This is a genomic window from Mesorhizobium hawassense, assembly GCF_003289945.1.
GTDB lineage: Bacteria > Pseudomonadota > Alphaproteobacteria > Rhizobiales > Rhizobiaceae > Mesorhizobium > Mesorhizobium hawassense.
The window spans coordinates 14,841-32,912 of sequence record NZ_QMBP01000004.1; the positions used below are offsets into that span (position 1 = coordinate 14,841).

Annotated in this window: 18 protein-coding genes; 6 read left to right on the plus strand and 12 right to left on the minus strand. The window is 63.6% G+C overall.

All coding sequences use genetic code 11. The features are described 5' to 3' along the window. Positions 1-5: 5 nt before the first annotated feature. The gene (locus tag DPM33_RS10275) at positions 6-1,010 is read right to left on the minus strand and encodes a ribonuclease T2 family protein (protein WP_112097325.1); all 1,005 of its coding nucleotides are present in this window, start codon (positions 1,008-1,010) and stop codon (positions 6-8) included. Between the two features lie 251 nt (positions 1,011-1,261). Here DPM33_RS10275 and DPM33_RS10280 point away from each other — a divergent pair, with 251 nt between their 5' ends. The 3 genes from DPM33_RS10280 (at position 1,262) to DPM33_RS10290 (ending at position 5,093) form a co-directional block, all read left to right on the plus strand. Further along, on the plus strand, positions 1,262-2,194 hold the full coding sequence (locus DPM33_RS10280; protein ID WP_112097326.1) for an alpha/beta fold hydrolase: 933 nt from the start codon (positions 1,262-1,264) through the stop codon (positions 2,192-2,194). A gap of 80 nt (positions 2,195-2,274) precedes the next feature. Further along, positions 2,275-3,447 carry a CaiB/BaiF CoA transferase family protein gene (locus DPM33_RS10285; RefSeq protein ID WP_112097327.1) on the plus strand — a complete coding sequence of 391 codons (1,173 nt, stop codon included), beginning with the start codon at positions 2,275-2,277 and terminating at the stop codon, positions 3,445-3,447. Then, complete coding sequence (locus DPM33_RS10290) at positions 3,444-5,093, plus strand: thiamine pyrophosphate-binding protein (protein WP_112097328.1); 1,650 nt, start codon at positions 3,444-3,446, stop codon at positions 5,091-5,093. Before DPM33_RS10285 ends, DPM33_RS10290 begins: the two co-directional genes overlap by 4 nt. A gap of 69 nt (positions 5,094-5,162) precedes the next feature. Here the strand turns inward: DPM33_RS10290 and DPM33_RS10295 are convergent, their stop codons facing one another. From DPM33_RS10295 to DPM33_RS10320, 5 genes are all read right to left on the minus strand, one after another. Further along, a complete protein-coding gene (locus DPM33_RS10295) occupies positions 5,163-5,600 on the minus strand; it encodes a CHRD domain-containing protein (RefSeq protein WP_112097329.1) in 438 nt (145 codons plus the stop codon). Between the two features lie 167 nt (positions 5,601-5,767). Further along, positions 5,768-6,739 carry an ABC transporter substrate-binding protein gene (locus tag DPM33_RS10300; protein ID WP_112097330.1) on the minus strand — a complete coding sequence of 324 codons (972 nt, stop codon included), beginning with the start codon at positions 6,737-6,739 and terminating at the stop codon, positions 5,768-5,770. A gap of 39 nt (positions 6,740-6,778) precedes the next feature. After that, entirely contained in the window at positions 6,779-7,933 is a 1,155-nt protein-coding gene (locus DPM33_RS10305; protein ID WP_112097331.1) for an ABC transporter permease, read from the minus strand. Beyond that, entirely contained in the window at positions 7,930-8,808 is an 879-nt protein-coding gene (locus DPM33_RS10310) for an ABC transporter permease (RefSeq protein WP_112097332.1), read from the minus strand. Before DPM33_RS10310 ends, DPM33_RS10305 begins: the two co-directional genes overlap by 4 nt. Before the next feature lie 338 nt (positions 8,809-9,146). Continuing rightward, positions 9,147-9,938, minus strand: a complete 792-nt coding sequence (locus DPM33_RS10320) for an ABC transporter ATP-binding protein (RefSeq protein ID WP_112097334.1) — start codon at positions 9,936-9,938, stop codon at positions 9,147-9,149. 119 nt (positions 9,939-10,057) lie between these two features. Between DPM33_RS10320 and DPM33_RS10325 the strand changes: the two genes are divergently transcribed. After that, positions 10,058-10,462 carry a cupin domain-containing protein gene (locus DPM33_RS10325; RefSeq protein WP_112097335.1) on the plus strand — a complete coding sequence of 135 codons (405 nt, stop codon included), beginning with the start codon at positions 10,058-10,060 and terminating at the stop codon, positions 10,460-10,462. Between the two features lie 86 nt (positions 10,463-10,548). Here the strand turns inward: DPM33_RS10325 and DPM33_RS10330 are convergent, their stop codons facing one another. The 4 genes from DPM33_RS10330 to DPM33_RS10345 form a co-directional block, all read right to left on the minus strand. Further along, positions 10,549-10,926 (minus strand): hypothetical protein, encoded by a 378-nt coding sequence (locus DPM33_RS10330; protein ID WP_112097336.1) that lies wholly within the window; start codon positions 10,924-10,926, stop codon positions 10,549-10,551. A 2-nt stretch (positions 10,927-10,928) separates the two neighbouring features. Then, a complete protein-coding gene (gene hydA, locus DPM33_RS10335) occupies positions 10,929-12,380 on the minus strand; it encodes a dihydropyrimidinase (RefSeq protein WP_112097337.1) in 1,452 nt (483 codons plus the stop codon). 109 nt (positions 12,381-12,489) lie between these two features. Continuing rightward, positions 12,490-12,864 carry a hypothetical protein gene (locus DPM33_RS10340; RefSeq protein WP_112097338.1) on the minus strand — a complete coding sequence of 125 codons (375 nt, stop codon included), beginning with the start codon at positions 12,862-12,864 and terminating at the stop codon, positions 12,490-12,492. Continuing rightward, positions 12,861-14,111, minus strand: a complete 1,251-nt coding sequence (locus tag DPM33_RS10345) for a Zn-dependent hydrolase (RefSeq protein WP_112097339.1) — start codon at positions 14,109-14,111, stop codon at positions 12,861-12,863. The genes DPM33_RS10340 and DPM33_RS10345 overlap by 4 nt, the downstream gene beginning before the upstream one ends. A 121-nt stretch (positions 14,112-14,232) precedes the next feature. Between DPM33_RS10345 and DPM33_RS10350 the strand changes: the two genes are divergently transcribed. Continuing rightward, entirely contained in the window at positions 14,233-14,871 is a 639-nt protein-coding gene (locus DPM33_RS10350; protein ID WP_112097340.1) for a TetR/AcrR family transcriptional regulator, read from the plus strand. Between the two features lie 102 nt (positions 14,872-14,973). Here the strand turns inward: DPM33_RS10350 and aptA are convergent, their stop codons facing one another. Continuing rightward, entirely contained in the window at positions 14,974-16,302 is a 1,329-nt protein-coding gene (gene aptA / locus DPM33_RS10355; protein WP_112097341.1) for an omega-aminotransferase AptA, read from the minus strand. Positions 16,303-16,540: 238 nt separating this feature from the next. Here aptA and DPM33_RS10360 point away from each other — a divergent pair, with 238 nt between their 5' ends. Next, on the plus strand, positions 16,541-17,170 hold the full coding sequence (locus tag DPM33_RS10360) for a TetR family transcriptional regulator C-terminal domain-containing protein (protein ID WP_112097693.1): 630 nt from the start codon (positions 16,541-16,543) through the stop codon (positions 17,168-17,170). A gap of 15 nt (positions 17,171-17,185) precedes the next feature. On the opposite strand, the gene DPM33_RS10365 is transcribed toward DPM33_RS10360, so the two are convergent. Further along, complete coding sequence (locus DPM33_RS10365; RefSeq protein WP_112097342.1) at positions 17,186-18,058, minus strand: helix-turn-helix transcriptional regulator; 873 nt, start codon at positions 18,056-18,058, stop codon at positions 17,186-17,188. Positions 18,059-18,072 lie beyond the last annotated feature (14 nt).

Genomic DNA, 18,072 nt, shown 5'->3' on the forward strand with positions numbered 1-18,072 from the left:
GCCGCCTACTGGAACCCGATCGCGTCGACCGTGCCCTTCGGGCAACCGGCCTTGCCCGTCGGCGCCGACGCCATCAACAGATCGGCGAGCTTGCTGTCGGGCCCGATCGGCCCGGACAGGCCAAGCGTCAATTCGCCGATCAGACGCCTGCCGCTCGACGGATCGATCAGGCACGAGACGCGCACGCGGTCGCCGGCGCCGGCGCCGAAGGCCGCGTTGAAGGCGCCGCGGATCTGATCCGAGGTCAGCTGCTTGCCGATGTTTTTCGTGAAGAGGTCGCGCACCGCCGAGGCGTTCACCGCCCGCATCAGGTTGAGCGCGTCGGAGAAATACTCCTGCTGGCTCTTGCCGTAGCAGGTGCCGTGCTTGATCCATTCGTGCCGCTCCAGCTTGGAGGCCGTGCCCGGCATCACCTGGTCGAGCTCGGTGCGCGTGTTGGTGTCGAGGTCGACAGGCGGCAGGTCTCCCCAATGCGCCGGATTGTCGTTGGCCTTGTCGCTTGCCGACACCTGGCAATAGAAATTGCCGTTCGGCTGCGGCCACAGCCCGTGCAGCGTGAAGTGCGAAGCATCGAACTCGCTGGGGCTCTGGGCCTTGCATTCGGGCTTGCTTGCCTTGGTCTCGCAGAAAGACGGCTGCCAGCTCAGCGCAAAGACATATTCGGGTTTTCCGGAAGCCGACGGCTTGGTCTGGCCGGACGGCGCCGGCGTGGTCGCCGCATTGCCGCCGGTAACATGGCCGCAGCTGATCTTCACCCAGCGCCGCTCGGGATCAGCGCCTGGCACCTGGATGAGATAATGGGTGGGCTCGTCCTTGTTGCCGGCAAGAACCTCGTAGCTCTTGCCTGCCTCGGTCGAGATGTTGCCGGGGTTCTTGCCGTTCTTGATGGCCTGCGTCGCCGGACAGGCGCTGTCGGCCACGAACGTGCCGCTCAGCTTTACGTCGGCCTGCGCCGCGCCGGCGGCGGCCAGAACCAGCACCATCGATCCCCACAATGCCCAAACCCGCATTCCGCTCTCCCGGCGATCATTGATCCGTATTGGATTCGTCACACTAGAACAGGCGACGTGTCAGAATTGCGATCTTTTTCACGACGCGAAGAAAACAATCCCCAAATCTCACCGCTGCCAATCCGCGAAATCGCACGCTCCCCTCGCGGTCTCCGCGAGACGACGGGATTTCCAGCCTAGCATATCGTCAAACGCCTCATCCACTTGACGCCGGCAAAAGCCTCGCCCAACAGTCGCCGAGGGAGCGAGATATGCCATTCGACAAGCAGACCAGGCTGGCCTCTCCGACAGGGGCCGAGCTCAACCTCTATGTGAAAGAAGCCTCAGGAAAACCGCGCGCCGTGGTCCAGATCAACCACGGACTGGCCGAGCACGCGGCGCGCTATGCGCGCTTCGCCGATTTCCTGAGCGGGCACGGTTTCCATGTCTACGCCCATGACCATCGCGGCCATGGCACGACCAAGGCGCCAGAAGCGCCGCTCGGCAAGTTCGCGGATGTTGACGGCGTCGCCAAGGTGGTCGCCGATGTCGACGCCGTGCACGACCTGATCGCAAGAGAGCATCCGGGACTGCCGGTGATCGCTTTTGGACATTCGCTCGGCGCTTCGATCGCGCTGAACTTCGTGCTGCGCCACTCGCAACGCGTCCATGCCGCCGCGATCTGGAACGGCAATTTCTCGCAAGGGCTGCTCGGCCAGCTGGCGCTGCTGATCCTGGGATGGGAGCGGATGCGGCTGGGCTCCGATGTGCCGTCGCGCCTTCTGCCCAAGCTCACTTTCCAGGCCTGGGGCAAGGCGGTGCCCAACCACCGGACGTTGTTCGACTGGTTGTCGCGCGATCCGGTCGAGGTCGACAAATATGTCGCCGACCCGCTCTGCGGTTGGGACGCCTCGGTGTCGATGTGGCGCGACGTGGTCAACATGGCGCAGCACGCCGGCAAGGATTCCAGCTTCGCCGATGTGCGCCGCGATCTCCACTTCAACCTGATCGGTGGCGAGAAGGACCCGGCCTCGGACTACGGCAAGGCGGTCCACCATCTCGCCAAGCGTATGCGGGCGATGAGTTTTTCGAATCTGGTTTCAAAGGTTTACGCCGAGACCCGCCATGAAAGCCTGAACGAGATCAACCGCGACGCCGTCATGAACGATTTTGCCGCGTGGGCGGACAGCGTGCTGAAGTCGTGACCGGCTTGGCCTACAGCATGGGTCGTGACACGGCGGGTGCGTGTTGCTAGAGGCAGCGTTTCGTTAGAACACGGTGATCCATGGCCGAACCTCCGCTGAAAGGCATCCGCGTTATCGAACTTGCCCGCATCCTGGCCGGCCCCTGGGCCGGACAGCTGCTCGCCGATCTCGGCGCCGATGTCATCAAGGTCGAGAGCCCGGACGGCGGCGATGACACCCGCAAATGGGGTCCACCCTTCGTCATGGGCCATGACGGTGAGAACCTGTCCGCCGCCTATTACCATTCGTGCAATCGCGGCAAGCGCTCCATCGCCGTGGACTTCTCCAAGCCGGAGGGCGCCGACACGCTGCGCAAGCTTGTCGCCACCGCCGACGTGCTGATCGAGAACTTCAAGCTCGGCGGTTTGAAGAAATACGGCCTCGACTACGAAAGCCTGAAGGCGATCAATCCGCGCCTCGTCTACTGCTCGATCACAGGGTTTGGCCAGGACGGCCCTTACGCGCCACGCGCGGGCTATGACTTCATCATCCAGGCCATGGCCGGCATGATGTCGATCACCGGCGAGCCGGGCCGCGAGCCGCAGAAAGCCGGCGTCGCCATCTCGGACCTTTTCACCGGCCTCTATTCGGTGATCGCCATCCAGGCCGCACTTCGCCACGTCGAAAAGACCGGCGAAGGCCAGCACATCGACATGGCGCTGTTCGACAGCCAGATCTCGGCGCTCGGTAACCAGAACCTCAACTATCTGGTCTCCGGCAAGTCGCCGGTGCAGATGGGCAATGCGCATATGAACATCGCGCCCTACGAGGTGCTGCCGGTGCGCGACGGCCACATCATCCTGGCGGTCGGCAATGACGGCCAGTTCGGCAAGTTCTGCGCCGCGGTCGGCCTAGCCGACTTGCCGTCAAACCCCGACTTTGCCACAAACCCGGCGCGCGTCACCAACCGCGTAAAACTGCGCGAACGGATCATCGAGACGCTGGCGACGCTGGACCGCGACCCGCTGCTGGCGAAGCTGGAAGCGGCCAGCGTGCCCGCAAGTCCGATCAACACGATTGGCCAGATGTTCGCCGACCCGCAGACGATCGCGCGCGGCATGCGGCTCGACCTCGACGACGGCCATGGCAACCGCCTGCCTTCCGTGCGCGCGCCGATGGTCATGTCGGGCACGCCGCTGGTCTATGAGCGCCCCTCGCCGCGTCTCGGCGAGCACACGGACGAAATCCTTGCCGAACTGGAGAGAGCAAAATGAAGACCGGCGGACAACTGATCGTCGAGGCGCTCGAAGCGAACGGCACCGACCGCATCTTCTGCGTTCCGGGCGAATCCTATCTCGCGGTGCTCGACGCGCTGCATGACTCCTCGATTCGCACCATCGTCTGCCGCCAGGAAGGCGGCGCCGCGATGATGGCCGACTGCCAGGGCCGGCTGACCGGCAAACCCGGCATCTGCTTCGTCACCCGCGGCCCCGGCGCCACCAACGCCTCGGCCGGCGTTCATATCGCGATGCAGGATTCCGTGCCGATGATCCTGTTCATCGGCCAGGTCGCCAGCCATGCCAAGGAACGCGAGGCCTTTCAGGAGGTCGACTACAAGCGCTTCTTCGGCGATATCACCAAATGGGTGGTCGAGATCGACGATGCCGCGCGCATCCCTGAATTCGTCACCCGCGCCTTCGCCGTCGCGACCTCCGGCCGCCCTGGCCCGGTCGTCATCTCGCTGCCCGAGGACATGCTGACCAGCGAGGTCGAGGCGCCGCAAGCGCTGCCGCACACGCCGGTCGAAACTCGCCCAGGCGAAGCGGAGCTCGATGCGCTGCAAATGCTGCTCGCCAACGCCAGGCGGCCGTTCGTCATTCTGGGCGGCACGCGCTGGAACGAGGAGGCGGTGGCGCATATGCGCTCGATCGCCGAGACGTGGTCGCTGCCCGTCGGCTGCTCCTTCCGCCGCCAGATGCTGTTCGATCATCTGCATGCGAACTATGCCGGCGATGTCGGCATCGGCATCAACCCGAAGCTGGCGGAGCGGATCAAGCAGGCCGACGTCGTGCTTTTGCTCGGCGGCCGCCTGGGCGAGATGCCGTCTTCAGACTACACGCTGCTGAAAAGCCCCTACCCCGACCAGGCGCTGGTGCATGTCCATGCCGATGCCGGCGAGCTCGGCCGCGTCTATCGGCCAACGATTGCGATCAATGCTTCACCCGCCGCCTTCGTCGAGGCTTTCGCCAGGCGTAAGCCGGCCGCCAAGCCTTCCTGGGCGGCTGAGACGGAAAAGGCGCATGCCGCCTATCTGGAATGGTCGACGCCGCCGCAGACCGGCCCGGGCTCCGTCCAGATGGGTCCGATCATGGACTATCTAGGAAAGGTTCTGCCGGAGGATGCCATCCTCACCAACGGCGCCGGCAACTACGCCACCTGGGTGCATCGCTTCTACCGCACCCGCCGCTTCGGCACGCAGGCGGCACCCACTTCCGGCTCGATGGGCTACGGCACGCCCGCCGCGGTTGCCGCCAAGTCGCTATTCCCCGATCGCACGGTGGTCGCCTTCGCCGGCGACGGCTGCTTCCTGATGAACGGCCAGGAGTTCGCGACCGCTGTCCAGTACGATTTGCCGATCATCGTCATCGTCGTCAACAACGGCATCTACGGCACGATCCGCATGCATCAGGAGCGCGAATATCCGAGCCGCGTCGTCGCCACCACGCTCAAGAACCCGGACTTTGCAGCACTTGCCCGTTCCTATGGCGGCCATGGCGAGACGGTCGAGAAGACAGCCGACTTCGCGCCGGCCTTCGAGCGCGCGCGCGCCAGCGGCAAACCGGCGATCATCGAGATCAGGCTCGATCCCGAAGCGATCACGCCGACCCGCACGCTGACCCAGATCCGCGACAAGGCATAAGGCGAAAGGCAGTCTCCCGCCTTTCTACCTGCACGACAAAAGAGGCGGTGAACCGCCCCTTTTGCGTTTTTACATCGCCTTCTCGATCTGCCCGCGAATCTCGCCGTCCTTGTTCGCGGCGGTGTGGACGTTGACGTAGTACTTGCCGGCCTCGAGATCGGCCGCCTGTGCGTCGGTCAGCGTCGCCGACCCCTTCATCGGGCTCTTCAACTTCTTGAACGGGATCACGGGATCCGCATTCGCGCCCATATCCGCCGGGCCGTGGATATGAGCGGCCACGGCCGGTCCGCTGAGACCGGAATATTTGACGTTCCAGGTGAGCTTCTTCTTGGTTGTGTCATAGGTGAGTGTCGCGGTGCCCTTGCCCTTGGTCGTCACGGGCGGGCTCTGCTGGCTGCCGTCGAGTGTCGCCTTGAACTTCATCGTCTCGGCCATGGCTGGCGAAGCGAGAAGGAAGGCGGTCGAGACGGCTAAGGCCGAAAGCATCGGCACGGACAGGATGCGCATGAACAACCTCCGTTGATGACAGCATCCCGCGCGGCTCCCCGGCGCGCGGATGCGTCACTGAAACGGTTGGGCGGCACTTTGTATCCCGGCACACGGTTATTTTACCGCAGGCAACGAAAAAGGGGCGGTCGCCCGCCCCTTTCAATGTCAGCTGTGCAAGCTCGACGTTACTTGATCGCCTTGTCGGTGATCGCGGTCGTGTAGGCGCCGCTCGCCTCCTTGCTGATGATCTTCTGGTCGAGCAGCGCCTTGGCGGTGCGCTCATAGGCGGCCGGGATCAGCTTGCCGTCGGCATTGTCGACCAGCTTGGCCACTTCCTTCATCATGAACTTCTGATGGTTCTCGTCCTGGCCGCCGGCGTCCACGACGATGCCGGCCGCTTCGTCGGTGTTCTCGGTGGCGTATTTCCAGCCCTTCATCGAGGCGCGCACGAAGCGCACCATCTTGTCCTCGAAGGCCGGGTCCTTCAGCTTGTCCTCAAGCGTGTAGAGCCCATCCTCCAGAAGGTCGTTGCCCATGGCCGAGTAGTTGAACACGACCAGGTCTTCGGGCTTGTAGCCGGCGTCCAGCACCTGGCCGTATTCGTTGTAGGTCATCACCGAGATGCAGTCGGCCTGTTTCTGGATCAGCGGCTGCACGTCGAAGCTCTGCTTGAGCACGGTGACGCCGTCCGGGCCGCCTTCGGTCTTGAGACCGATCTTGTTCATCCAGGCGTAGAACGGATACTCGTTGCCGAAGAACCAGACGCCGAGCGTGTGGCCCTTGAAGTCGGCTTCCGTCTTGATCGGGCCGCCCTTCGGGCAGACCAGTTCCATGCCTGCCTTCTTGAACGGCTGGGCAATGTTGACGAGCATCACGCCCTTGTCGCGGGCCGCGAGCGCGCCGCCCATCCAGTCGACGATGACGTCGGCGCCGCCGCCGGCAATCACCTGCTCGGGCGCGATATCCGGGCCGCCCGGCTTGATGTCGACATCGAGGCCTTCGGCGTCATAGAAGCCCTTGGCCTTGGCGACATAGTAGCCGGCAAACTGGGCCTGCGTGACCCATTTCAATTGCAGTGTCAGCTTGTCGGCGGCCATCGCCTGGAAGGCGGCCAGCGACATCGCGCCGGCCAGAGCAGAAATCAGCAGTCTTTTCATCTTATTACCCTCTGAAGTTAGTACCCAAACCCACCACCCCTATCCACCTCGGACAGAGGGGTGCCAAAACGTGACGGCTCTCTCGATGAGAGCGACCACGCCATAAAAGACCGAACCCGCAAGTGCTGCAACTGCGATTTCGGCCCACACCATGTCGATGTTCATCCGCCCGACTTCCGTCGAGATGCGGAATCCCATGCCCACGACAGGGGTGCCGAAGAACTCCGCGACGATGGCGCCGATCAGCGCCAGCGTCGAGTTGATCTTCAGCGCATTGAAGATGAACGGCATTGCCGCCGGCAGCCTGAGCTTTAGCAAGGTCGGCCAATAGCCCGATGCGTAGGTGCGCATCAGGTCGCGCTCCATATGCCCGGAGGCGGCGAGCCCCGCGACCGTGTTCACCAGCATCGGGAAGAAGGTCATGATGATGACCACCGCGGCCTTGGACGGCCAGTCGAAGCCGAACCACATGACCATGATGGGTGCTACGCCGATGATCGGCAGCGCCGACACCATGTTACCGATCGGTAAGAGCCCGCGCCGCAGGAACGGCACGCGGTCGGCAAGGATGGCGACGGCGAAGCCGGCGAGATTGCCGACGATATAGCCGATGAGCACCGCCTTGAAGATCGTCTGCCGCACATCCGACCCCAGGATCGGCAGCGAGTTGGCGATGCGCGCGCCGATGGCGCTCGGCGGCGGCAGAAGGATGAAGGGAATGCCGGCGCCGCGCGTCACCGCTTCCCAGATGATCAGGATCCAGGCGCCGAAGATCGCCGGGATGATCAGGCGCAGCGCCGTCTTGGCCCAGCCCTGCGCCGGGCGCAGCGACGCGAGCAAGGCGACGCAACGCCAGGCAAGCAGCCAGGCCGCGGCAAGCAGCAGGAAATAGGGCGCCAGCGCCGTGCCCTCGAAGCCGGCTATGCCCTTGATCAAGAGCCAGGCCGCGGCATGGGCGCCGAGGAACAGCAGCACGGCTTCGGCGATCGGCGTGAGCCTCACCATCGAGACCAGTGCCGCGAGCAGCAGCAATCCGACGATCAGGTCTTTTGCGCCCATATAGGGATAGGCAACGGCGGCGGCGGGGTCTGCCAAAGCCGCGGCTTCCGGTTTCGACATCACGCCGAGGGCGAGGGCGACCAGGCAAAGAAGGATGGCGAGCAAAGCCTGCCACGAGGGCTTCAACCAGGTCATGCCGGCCTCCCGCCCATGGCGCGGTCGACCAGGCGTCCGGCAATTCCCACCACCATCACCAGCAGCGCCGCGACGATCGAGCCTGCGACCAAAGCCGACCAGATATCGATGGTCTGGCTGTAATAGGCGCCGGCGAGCAATTTCGCGCCGATGCCGGCGACGGCGCCCGTTGGCAGCTCGCCGACGATGGCGCCGACAAGGCTCGCCGCCACCGCCACCTTCATCGACGTGAACAGGAACGGCACCGACGCCGGCACGCGCAGCTTCCAGAAAGTCTGCGAGGGGCTGGCATTGTAGGTATGCATGAGATCGAGATGCATGAGCTCCGGCGAGCGCAGGCCCTTCACCATGCCGACGGCGACGGGGAAGAACGACAGATAGGTCGAGATCAGCGCCTTGGGGATCAGGCCGGTGATGCCGATCGCCGCCAGCACCACGATGATCATCGGCGCCACAGCCAGGATCGGAATGGTCTGCGACGCGATGATCCACGGCATCAGGCTGCGGTCGAGCGTCGCCACATGCACGATGCCGACGGCGATGACGATGCCGAGCGCGGTGCCGAAGGCAAAGCCGAGTAGCGTCGAGGACAGCGTTACCCAGGCGTTGTAGACCAGGCTGCGGTTCGAGGTGACGGATCGCAGGAAGGTGTTTTCGAAGAAATTCACCGCCACCTGGTGCGGCGCCGGCAGCGTCGGCTTCGGCTGCGACAGCGTCTTGCCAATGAACTCGACCGCGCCGGGTGTTTCGTTGGCCCGGCTGTCAATATCGCGCTGGAACGGCGCGTTGAGGATAACGGCGAAGATATACCAGAGCACGACCACACCGGCGAGGATCGTGGTGACCGGGATGATCTTGGAGCGGAAGCTATCCATGGGCGCCCCCTCCTCTCCCCACCGGGGAGAGGGTGGCCGGAGCGAAGCGAAGGCCGGGTGATTGCGCCGCGGCGATCGTTTCCTTCGTCATCCTGGGGCGGAGCAAGGAGCGAAGCGACGCGGCGCAGACCCCAGGATCCATGCCGTTACGTCGACGCTCCGCAGCGTTCCAGAATGGAGCTCTCTGCGTCTGGCGGTATCTAGCGGGCATTCTGCACCGCTTTGCCCCCTCGGCCGAGGTCGCGGCATGGATCCTAGGGTCTGCGCTCCGCTTCGCGTCGCTCCGCCCTAGGATGACGAAGGCGTGGCGGCCTAGTCCGCACTCATTCGCCATCCCCTCAATCATCATAGCTGTGCCCAGCCCTTAAGCCGTCGCGCACGCGCGCGGCGATCGCCAGAAATTCCGGCGTCTCGCGGATGTCGAGCGGCCGTTTTCTCGGCAGCGTTGATTCGATGATGTCGGTGACGCGGCCCGGTCGCGGCGACATCACCACGATGCGCGTCGACAGATAGACAGCCTCCGGGATCGAATGGGTGACGAAGCAGATCGTCTTGTTGGTTCTGTCCCACAGATCGAGCAGTTGTTCGTTCAGATGGTCGCGCACGATCTCGTCGAGTGCGCCGAACGGCTCGTCCATCAACAGCAGGTCCGCATCGAAGGCGAGCGCGCGCGCGATCGAGGCGCGCTGCTGCATGCCGCCGGAAAGCTGCCAGGGATACTTCTTCTCGAAGCCTGAGAGGTTGACCAGCGCCAGCGTGCGCTTGATGCGCTCCGCCTGCTCGGCCTGGCTCAGCCCTATGATCTCCAGCGGCAAGCCCACATTGCGCTCGATGGTGCGCCACGGGAACAAGGCCGCCGCCTGGAAGACATAGCCATAGGCGCGTTTCTCGCGCGCCTGCTCCGGCGACATGCCGTTGACGGAGATCGCCCCGGATGTCGCCTTCTCCAGATCGGCGATGACGCGCAGCAAGGTCGTCTTGCCACAGCCGGACGGGCCGATGAAGGAAACGAATTCGCCCTTGCCGATGGTCAGATCGACATTGGACAGCGCCTGCACCGGACCGTCATTGGTCTGGAAGGTGAGGCCGAGCTTGCTAGCCGAAACGACGGCTGGCGGCTGTTCGGTCATTGGCTGCAGCCTGCCTGTCGCGACCGCTGCCGCGACGTCCGCAATCCGGTTGATTTTTTGATAGCGTTGCTTTCCACTCGTCCTGTCCCACCCGATCGACGCTGCCCGGAGCCTTGCCGATGTCGCCTAAACCCACATGTCGTCTCGTTCGCCCCGAAAGCACCTATCAGGGCAAGCAGGGGCTGAGCTATTTCGCCGGCATCGCCGCCGAGACGGTCGGCTCCTCCGGCATCTGCATGCATCTTCTCACCATGCCGCCCGGCGCCCGCGCCAAGGCGCATAAGCATGAAAGCCACGAGACGGCCATCTATGTGCTCTCGGGCGAAGTCCACACCTGGTACGGCGACCGGCTCGAGCACCACATCGTCGTCAAAGCCGGCGACCTCTTCTACATTCCGGCCGGCGTTCCGCATCTGCCCGCCAATCTGAGCGGGGCGCCGTCCTCGGCGGTCATCGCCCGCACCGATCCCAACGAGCAGGAAAGCGTCGTTCTGCTGCCGGAACTGGATGCGCTGGTTGCCTAGGGCATTTTGCAGCCAAGCGGCATCGCTTGGCGTCGCACAAATGCGGCCGGAACGAACACCTCTCCCAGGAACCGACGGGATCGCCGTCATTTGCATCGCGCGACTTCGCCCATCACATTGCCGTCCCCGTCGGCCACCACCAGCTTCTTGGCATTCTTTGCGCTGCGCTTGATGGTGAACTTGGCCGGCGCCTGTCCATCTTCGCCCTCCGCCTCGCATTTTGCGGTCACCACCAGCGAGCCGTCGGCCTGCACCTGCTTGTCGCTGAAGGTGCAGGCGCTGGCGGCCGTGATCAGTTCCTTGCCGGTCACAAGCAGCATCTTGTCGGCGGCCACTTGCTGGCCGTTCCGGTTGATGCAGCCATATTTGTCGCCGTAAGGCTTGCTGAGGTCGATGCCCGCGGCAAGAGCCTGGCCGGCGGCCAGCATCGCGGCCGCCGCGATCGCAAGATGAAGAGCCCGCATGGTCAGACCCCGGTGGCCGGAATGCCGGTGCGCTCCACCTTGCGCGGCGCGGAGATCTCCTTCCAGGTCGACAGCGCCCGGTTGACCGCGGCGTTCGGCTCACGCGCGACGAACTCGCCATGGCCAACCTTGGCCTTCACCTCCGCTTCCTCGATCGAGCGCTCGCCGCGCGAGAAGACGAAGCGCGGCAGGCCGGTCACCTCGACGCCCTCGAAGACGTTGTAGTCGATCACCGACTGCTGCTTCTTGGCCGAGATGGTCTTCTTGCGCTTCGGATCCCAGACGACGATGTCGGCGTCGGCGCCTTCGACGATCGCTCCCTTCTTCGGGTACATGTTGAGGATCTTGGCGATGTTGGTCGAGGTCACGGCGACGAACTCGTTCATCGTCAGCCGGCCGGTGTTGACGCCTCTCGTCCACAGCACCGGCAAGCGATCCTCGAGCCCGCCGGTGCCGTTCGGGATCTTGGTGAAGTCGCCGACACCGTTGCGCTTCTGCTTGGTGGTGAAGGAGCAGTGGTCGGTCGCCACGACCTGCAGCGAGCCGGCCTGCAGGCCCGCCCACAGCGAATCCTGGTGCCACTTGCTGCGGAAGGGCGGGCTCATCACGCGGCGCGCGGCGTGGTCCCAGTCCTTGTTGAAATATTCCGTCTCGTCGAGCGTGAGGTGCTGGATCAACGGCTCGCCGAACACCCGCATGCCCTTCTGGCGGGCGCGGCGGATCGCTTCATGGCTCTGCTCGCAGGAGACATGCACGACATAAAGCGGCACGCCGGCCATGTCGGCGATCATGATGGCGCGGTTGGTCGCCTCGCCTTCGACTTCCGGCGGACGCGAATAGGCATGGCCTTCGGGGCCATTGTTGCCGGCGGCGCGCAGTTTTTGCGAAAGTGCCGCGACGACGTCGCCATTCTCGGCATGGACCAGCGGCAACGCGCCGAGATCGGCGCAGCGCTGGAACGACGAATACATCTCGTCGTCGTCGACCATCAGCGCGCCCTTATAGGCCATGAAATGCTTGAACGAGGTGATGCCCCGGTCGACGACCGTCGCCATCTCGTCGAACACCTGCTTGCCCCACCAGGTGATCGCCATGTGGAAGGAATAGTCGCAGGCCGCCTTCGAGGTCTTGTTGTCCCACATCTGCAGCGCTTCCAGCAGCGACTGCTGCGGCGCCGGCAGGCAGAAATCGACCACCATCGTCGTGCCGCCGGAAAGGGCGGCGCGCGTGCCGGATTCGAAATCGTCCGCCGAATAGGTGCCCATGAAAGGCATTTCGAGATGCGTGTGCGGATCGATGCCGCCCGGCATGACATAGCAGCCCGTGGCGTCGAACTCGTGGTCGCCATGCAGGTTCGAGCCGATGGCGACGATCTTGCCGTGCTGCATCAGCACGTCGGCCTTCCACGTGCGGTCGGCGGTGACGACGGTGCCGTTCCGGATGACTTTGGTCATTTTTCTTGTTCCCTTATGCCGTCGCGCTTCTTGTGAGCGCGCTTGTAGCCAAATTTTTCGATTTGCTGCTCGATGGCAGCAGCCTCACCATCAGTTCATTCCACGTTCTTCAACCCACGATATTTCGAGACTTACGAAAGAAGGCAAGCTGCAGGAGAGAAAACAAAATTATCGATATCAAAAAGAAATACAGAATAAAAAGCGGCATGGACGGATACGAAAATTCAAAATCTTGGTACAATATGTTCCAGTACACCAAATAAATGACCATACTCAGCACGGCGTTGGCAACAGCCGCGTAGACAAAATTAAATCTTCGAACGATATAGGCAAAGATGACACATCCTGGCACGCAATAGGGCGTCAACAGGATTAGTCCGGCAGTTTGCATACCAACGGCGTGCGGGCCAACGATTGAGCCCACAAAAAAGGACAGGATCAACAACAACGCCATCGTGGGTGCGATGATCCGGCTATTGGTCATTCGACGATTCCCGCCGTTTCGACCACCGCGTGGAACAAGACGTCAGCGCCCGCCCCTGCCCATTCCCTGGTGATTTCCTCGGCCTCGTTGTGGCTGAGCCCGTCGACGCAGGGGCACATCACCATGGCGGTCGGGGCGACGCGGTTGATCCAGCAGGCGTCATGGCCGGCGCCGGAGACGATGTTGCGGTGGGAATAACCCAGGCGGTCAGCCGCATCCCGCACAGCCTTGACGCAGTTCTTGTCGAAGGTGACCGGATCGAAATGGCCTACCTGCTCGATCTCGTATTTGATGTCGAGCGCGTCGCAGATCGTGTCGATGCCTTCGCGGATGCGGCCATCCATGGCGTCGAGCACTTCCTTTTCCGGCGAGCGGATGTCGATGGTGAAGACCGTGCGCCCGGCGATGATGTTGCGCGAGTTCGGATAGGCCTGCATATGGCCGACGGCGCCGACGGCGTCGGGCTGGTAGTCCATGGCGATCTCATGCACCAGCTCGATCACCCGCGCCATGCCGAGCCCGGCATTGCGGCGCTTCGGCATCGGCGTCGAACCGGTATGCGCCTCCTTGCCGGTCAGCGTCACCTGCAGCCATTTCAGGCCCTGTCCGTGGGTGACGACGCCGATGTCGATACCCTCGTCCTCCAGGATCGGCCCCTGCTCGATATGCAGCTCGAAGAACGCATGGATCTTGCGATCGCCGACCTTCTCGGTGCCCTTCCAGCCGATGCGCTCCAACTCCTCTCCGAACTTTTTACCGTCCTTGTCGACGTGCTGGTAGACATCAGCCTGGTCGAGCACGCCGGCGAACACACCGGACGCCATCATCGCCGGGGCGAAACGCGCGCCCTCTTCGTTGGTCCAGTTGGTGACAACGATCGGGTGCCTGGTCTTGATGCCGAGATCGTTGAGCGAGCGCACGACCTCGAGGCCGCCAAGCACGCCGAGCACGCCGTCATACTTGCCGCCGGTCGGCTGCGTGTCGAGATGGCTGCCGACATAGACGGGCGGCAGGCTGGGATCGGTGCCTTCGCGGCGGGCAAACATCGTGCCCATCTCGTCGAGGCCCATTTCGAGCCCCGCCGCCTCGCACCAGCGCTTGAACAGATGGCGGCCTTCGCCATCCTCGTCCGTCACGGTCTGGCGATTGTTGCCGCCGGCAATACCGGGGCCGATCTTCGCCATCTCCATGATGGAATCCCACAAGCGGTCTGAATTGATTCGCAGATTCTCGCCGGGTGCGGCCATTTTCGGTTCCCATTCACACCAGAGGTCTTGTCGCCTCTTGAGTGGTTTGCATCCTGACCGTATGGTCAGCTTTCAGACTACACAACCTGACCAAGCGGTCAACTAGAATCTTGGAGAACACATGAGCGAAACCACCCGTCCCATGCGTCGACAGGATATAAGGCGGGAGAATGAAAAAGCCATTCTGCTCGCCGCCGAAAAGGTGTTCGCGGAGGCAGGGTTCGGCGGCGCCACGATGCAGCTGATTGCCGACCTGGCGGGACTGCCGAAGGCAAATCTCCACTATTATTTCGCCACCAAGGAAGAACTCTACCGGTCCGTCGTCCAGAACATTTTCGAAATCTGGCTGCAGGCGGCCAATTGCTTCGACGCGGCGCGCGGCCCGGTGGACGGCATCAGCTCCTATATCGACGCCAAGATGGAGATATCGCGCCGCCATCCGGACGGCTCGAAAGTCTGGGCCTCGGAAGTGATGCACGGCGCGCCGGTGCTTCAGGACTATATGGAATCGACTTTGCGCGAATGGACCGACGGCCGCGTCGAGATCATCAGGCGCTGGATCGAGGAAGGCAAGATGGATCCGGTGGACCCGCGCCATCTGCTCTACATGCTCTGGGCCACGACCCAGCACTACGCCGATTTCGGCCACCAGATCGAGACGCTGAACGGCGGCAAGTCGCTCTCCGACCGGCAATGGCGGGAGGCCAAGGAAAACATCAAGCGGGTGATCCTGACGGGCATCGGCGCACAGCCTGCCTGATTGGGACCATTCTTGAGGTCGGCGCATGTCCGCCGACCTCGCCGCCCAGCCGCTTCACGGACACCCTCCCCTCGACGGAGAGGGATATCCGTGACCCGCTAGTCAGTCGATCGACCTCAGAACATCGCGAACATGGTCGATCAGTTCGTTGATCTGGCCCTTGGTGATGATCAGCGGCGGCGACAGCGCGATGATGTCGCCGGTGGTGCGGATCAGCGCGCCGCGCTCGAAGGCCTTGACGAAGGCCGAGAACGCCCGCTTGGTCGGGCTGCCGGCGATCGGCGCCAGCTCGATCGCGCCGATCAGGCCGATGTTGCGGATGTCGATGACGTGCGGCTCGCCCTTCAGCGAATGCAGCGCGTCTTCCCAGTAAGGCGCCAGCTCCTCGCCACGCGTCAGCAGGCCTTCTTCCTTGTAGGTGTCGAGCGTGCCGAGCGCCGCGGCGCAGGCGATCGGATTGCCCGAATAGGTGTAGCCGTGGAAGAACTCGATCATGTGCTCGGGGCCGGTCATGAAGGCGTCGTGGATCTCCTTCTTGACGAACACCGCGCCCATCGGGATGACGCCGTTGGACACGCCCTTGGCGGTGGTCATGATATCCGGCGTGACGCCGAAATAGTCGGCCGCGAACGGCGCGCCGAGGCGGCCGAAGCCGGTGATCACTTCATCGAAAATCAACAATATGCCGTGCTTCGTGCAGATTTCCCGAAGCTTCTGCAGATAGCCCTTCGGCGGCAGGATGACGCCGGTGGAGCCGGCGACCGGCTCGACGATGACGGCGGCGATGGTCGAGGCGTCATGCAGGGTAACGAGGCGCTCGAGCTCGTTGGCGAGCTCCGCGCCATGCTCCGGCACGCCCTTCGAGAAGGCGTTCTTCTCCGGCAGATGCGTGTGCGGCAGATGGTCGACGCCGCCGAGCAGCGTGCCGAACATCTTGCGGTTGGTGACGATGCCGCCAACCGAGATGCCGCCGAAATTGACGCCGTGATAGCCGCGCTCGCGGCCGATAAGGCGCGTGCGCGCGCCCTCGCCCCTGGCGCGGTGATAGGCGATCGCCATCTTCAGCGCCGTGTCGACCGATTCCGAACCCGAATTGGTGAAGAAGACGTGGTCCATGCCCTTCGGCGCGATGTCGACCAGGCGGTTCGCCAGCTCGAACACGATCGGGTGGCCCATCTGGAAGGCCGGCGCGTAGTCGAGCTCGGCGGCCTGATGCTGGATCGCCTCGGTGATCTTCGGCCGGCAGTGACCGGCGTTGACGCACCAGAGGCCGGCGGTCCCGTCGAGCACCTTGCGACCGTCGCTGGTGGTATAATGCATGTCCTTGGCGGACACGAACATGCGTGGCGCCTGCTTGAACTGCCGGTTTGCCGTGAACGGCATCCAGAATGCGCTGAGATCGTTCGGCGTGACTTTCAGCCGGTTGGACATGACCAAGACTTCCCCTTGTAACCTGTTTCGGTGCGGCCAACGCTTGGTCTTCGCTGCGTTTTCGTGCTACGCAAAATTTTGACCGGTTGGACAAACGTTAGCACCGCCTGTCGGCGGTCAGGGGATTACTAGCGGAAATGCCGCATAAAAAGCGCGCTCCACAGCCTGACGAAAAACTGGTCCAGAGAATTGGTCCAGACAGACCGTGCGAAGACGGCCGGCAAGGATGACCACCGCGATGGAAGGCTCAGCTCCCCGCCGCACCCGCATCCAGCAGGAAAAGCGCGAGCTCATCCTGGAAGCCGCGCTCGAAGTCTTCTCCGCCAACGGCTTTCGCGGCTCGACCATCGACCAGATCGCCGAAGCGGCCGGCATGTCGAAGCCCAACCTTCTCTATTACTTCCGCCGCAAGGAAGACATTCATGAGACGTTGATGCAGCGCCTGCTCGACACCTGGCTGGCGCCGCTGCGCGAGCTGGACGATATTGGCGATCCTCTGACCGAGCTTAGAAGCTATATCCGCAGAAAGCTCGAAATGGCGCGCGATTTCCCGCGCGAAAGCCGGCTGTTCGCCAACGAGATCCTGCAGGGCGCGCCACGCATCAAGCCGCTGCTGGAGGGCGAGCTCAAGTCGCTGGTCGACGAGAAGGCCGCCGTCATCAAGAGCTGGATGCGCGCCGGCAAGATCGCCCGCACAGATCCCTGGCATCTGATCTTCTCGATCTGGGCGACGACGCAGCATTACGCCGATTTCGACGTCCAGGTGCGCGCCGTGCTCGGCGCCGACCGCGGCGGCGACGGCCGCTTCGAGGACGCGGCGCGTTTTCTGGAGCAGTTGTTCCTGGATGGGTTGAAGCCGAAGGGCTGACCCTGCCCTGACCGCTCAGGCGCTGCGCCGCTCGGTTGGAAGGTCGTCGAGCAGCTTGCGCAATTTCGCGACCGAGTTCTGCTCGGCGAGCGGTGTGTAGACGATCAATCTCATGTCCGAGCCGTCGTCGATCGACAGGCTCATATGCTCGAACGTCATTCCGCCTGCGATTGGATGGCGCAGATGCTTCAGGCCGGACAGCCGGTGCACGACGTCGCGCTGCGGCCACCATTCGCGGAACTCCGGACTCGAGCGCATCATCAGCGCGATCAGCCGCTCGAAGTCCGGATCACCGGTATATTTCGCGCTCTCGGCGCGGAACGCGGCAAGGGTTGCGCGTGCCAACTGCTCCCAATCCACCAAAAGGTGCCGCCGGTGCGGATCGGTGAACACGCCATGGATGATGTTGCGGGCATCGCCGTCCAACAGGCCGTAATCGCCGAAAATCGCGACGGCCGCGTCATTCCAGGCCAGCACGTCCCAGCGCGGGCCAACGACATAGGCGGGCTGCAGGACCAGGCTCTGCAGCATGTGCAGCAAGGGTCCCTCGACCTTGCCCGCGACGATGCGCCGCCGCTCTGGCTGCTGGCGGCCGGCGAGCGTGAACAGATGCCGCTGCTCTGCGCCGTCGAGCCGCAACGCCTGGCAGAGCGCAGACAGCACCTCGACCGAAGGCCGCACATCCCTGCCCTGTTCCAGCCAAGTGTACCAGGTCGTGCCGACGCCGGCGATCATCGCCACTTCCTCGCGCCTTAAGCCCGGCGTGCGCCGCCGCGCGCCGCACGCGATGCCCGCGGCATCAGGCGAAAGCCTCTCGCGGCGCGAACGCAGGAAGGCGCCGAGTTCGCGCCGGCGGTGATCTTCGGGGGAATGGCTGACGGCATCCATGCGCCTATTATAGC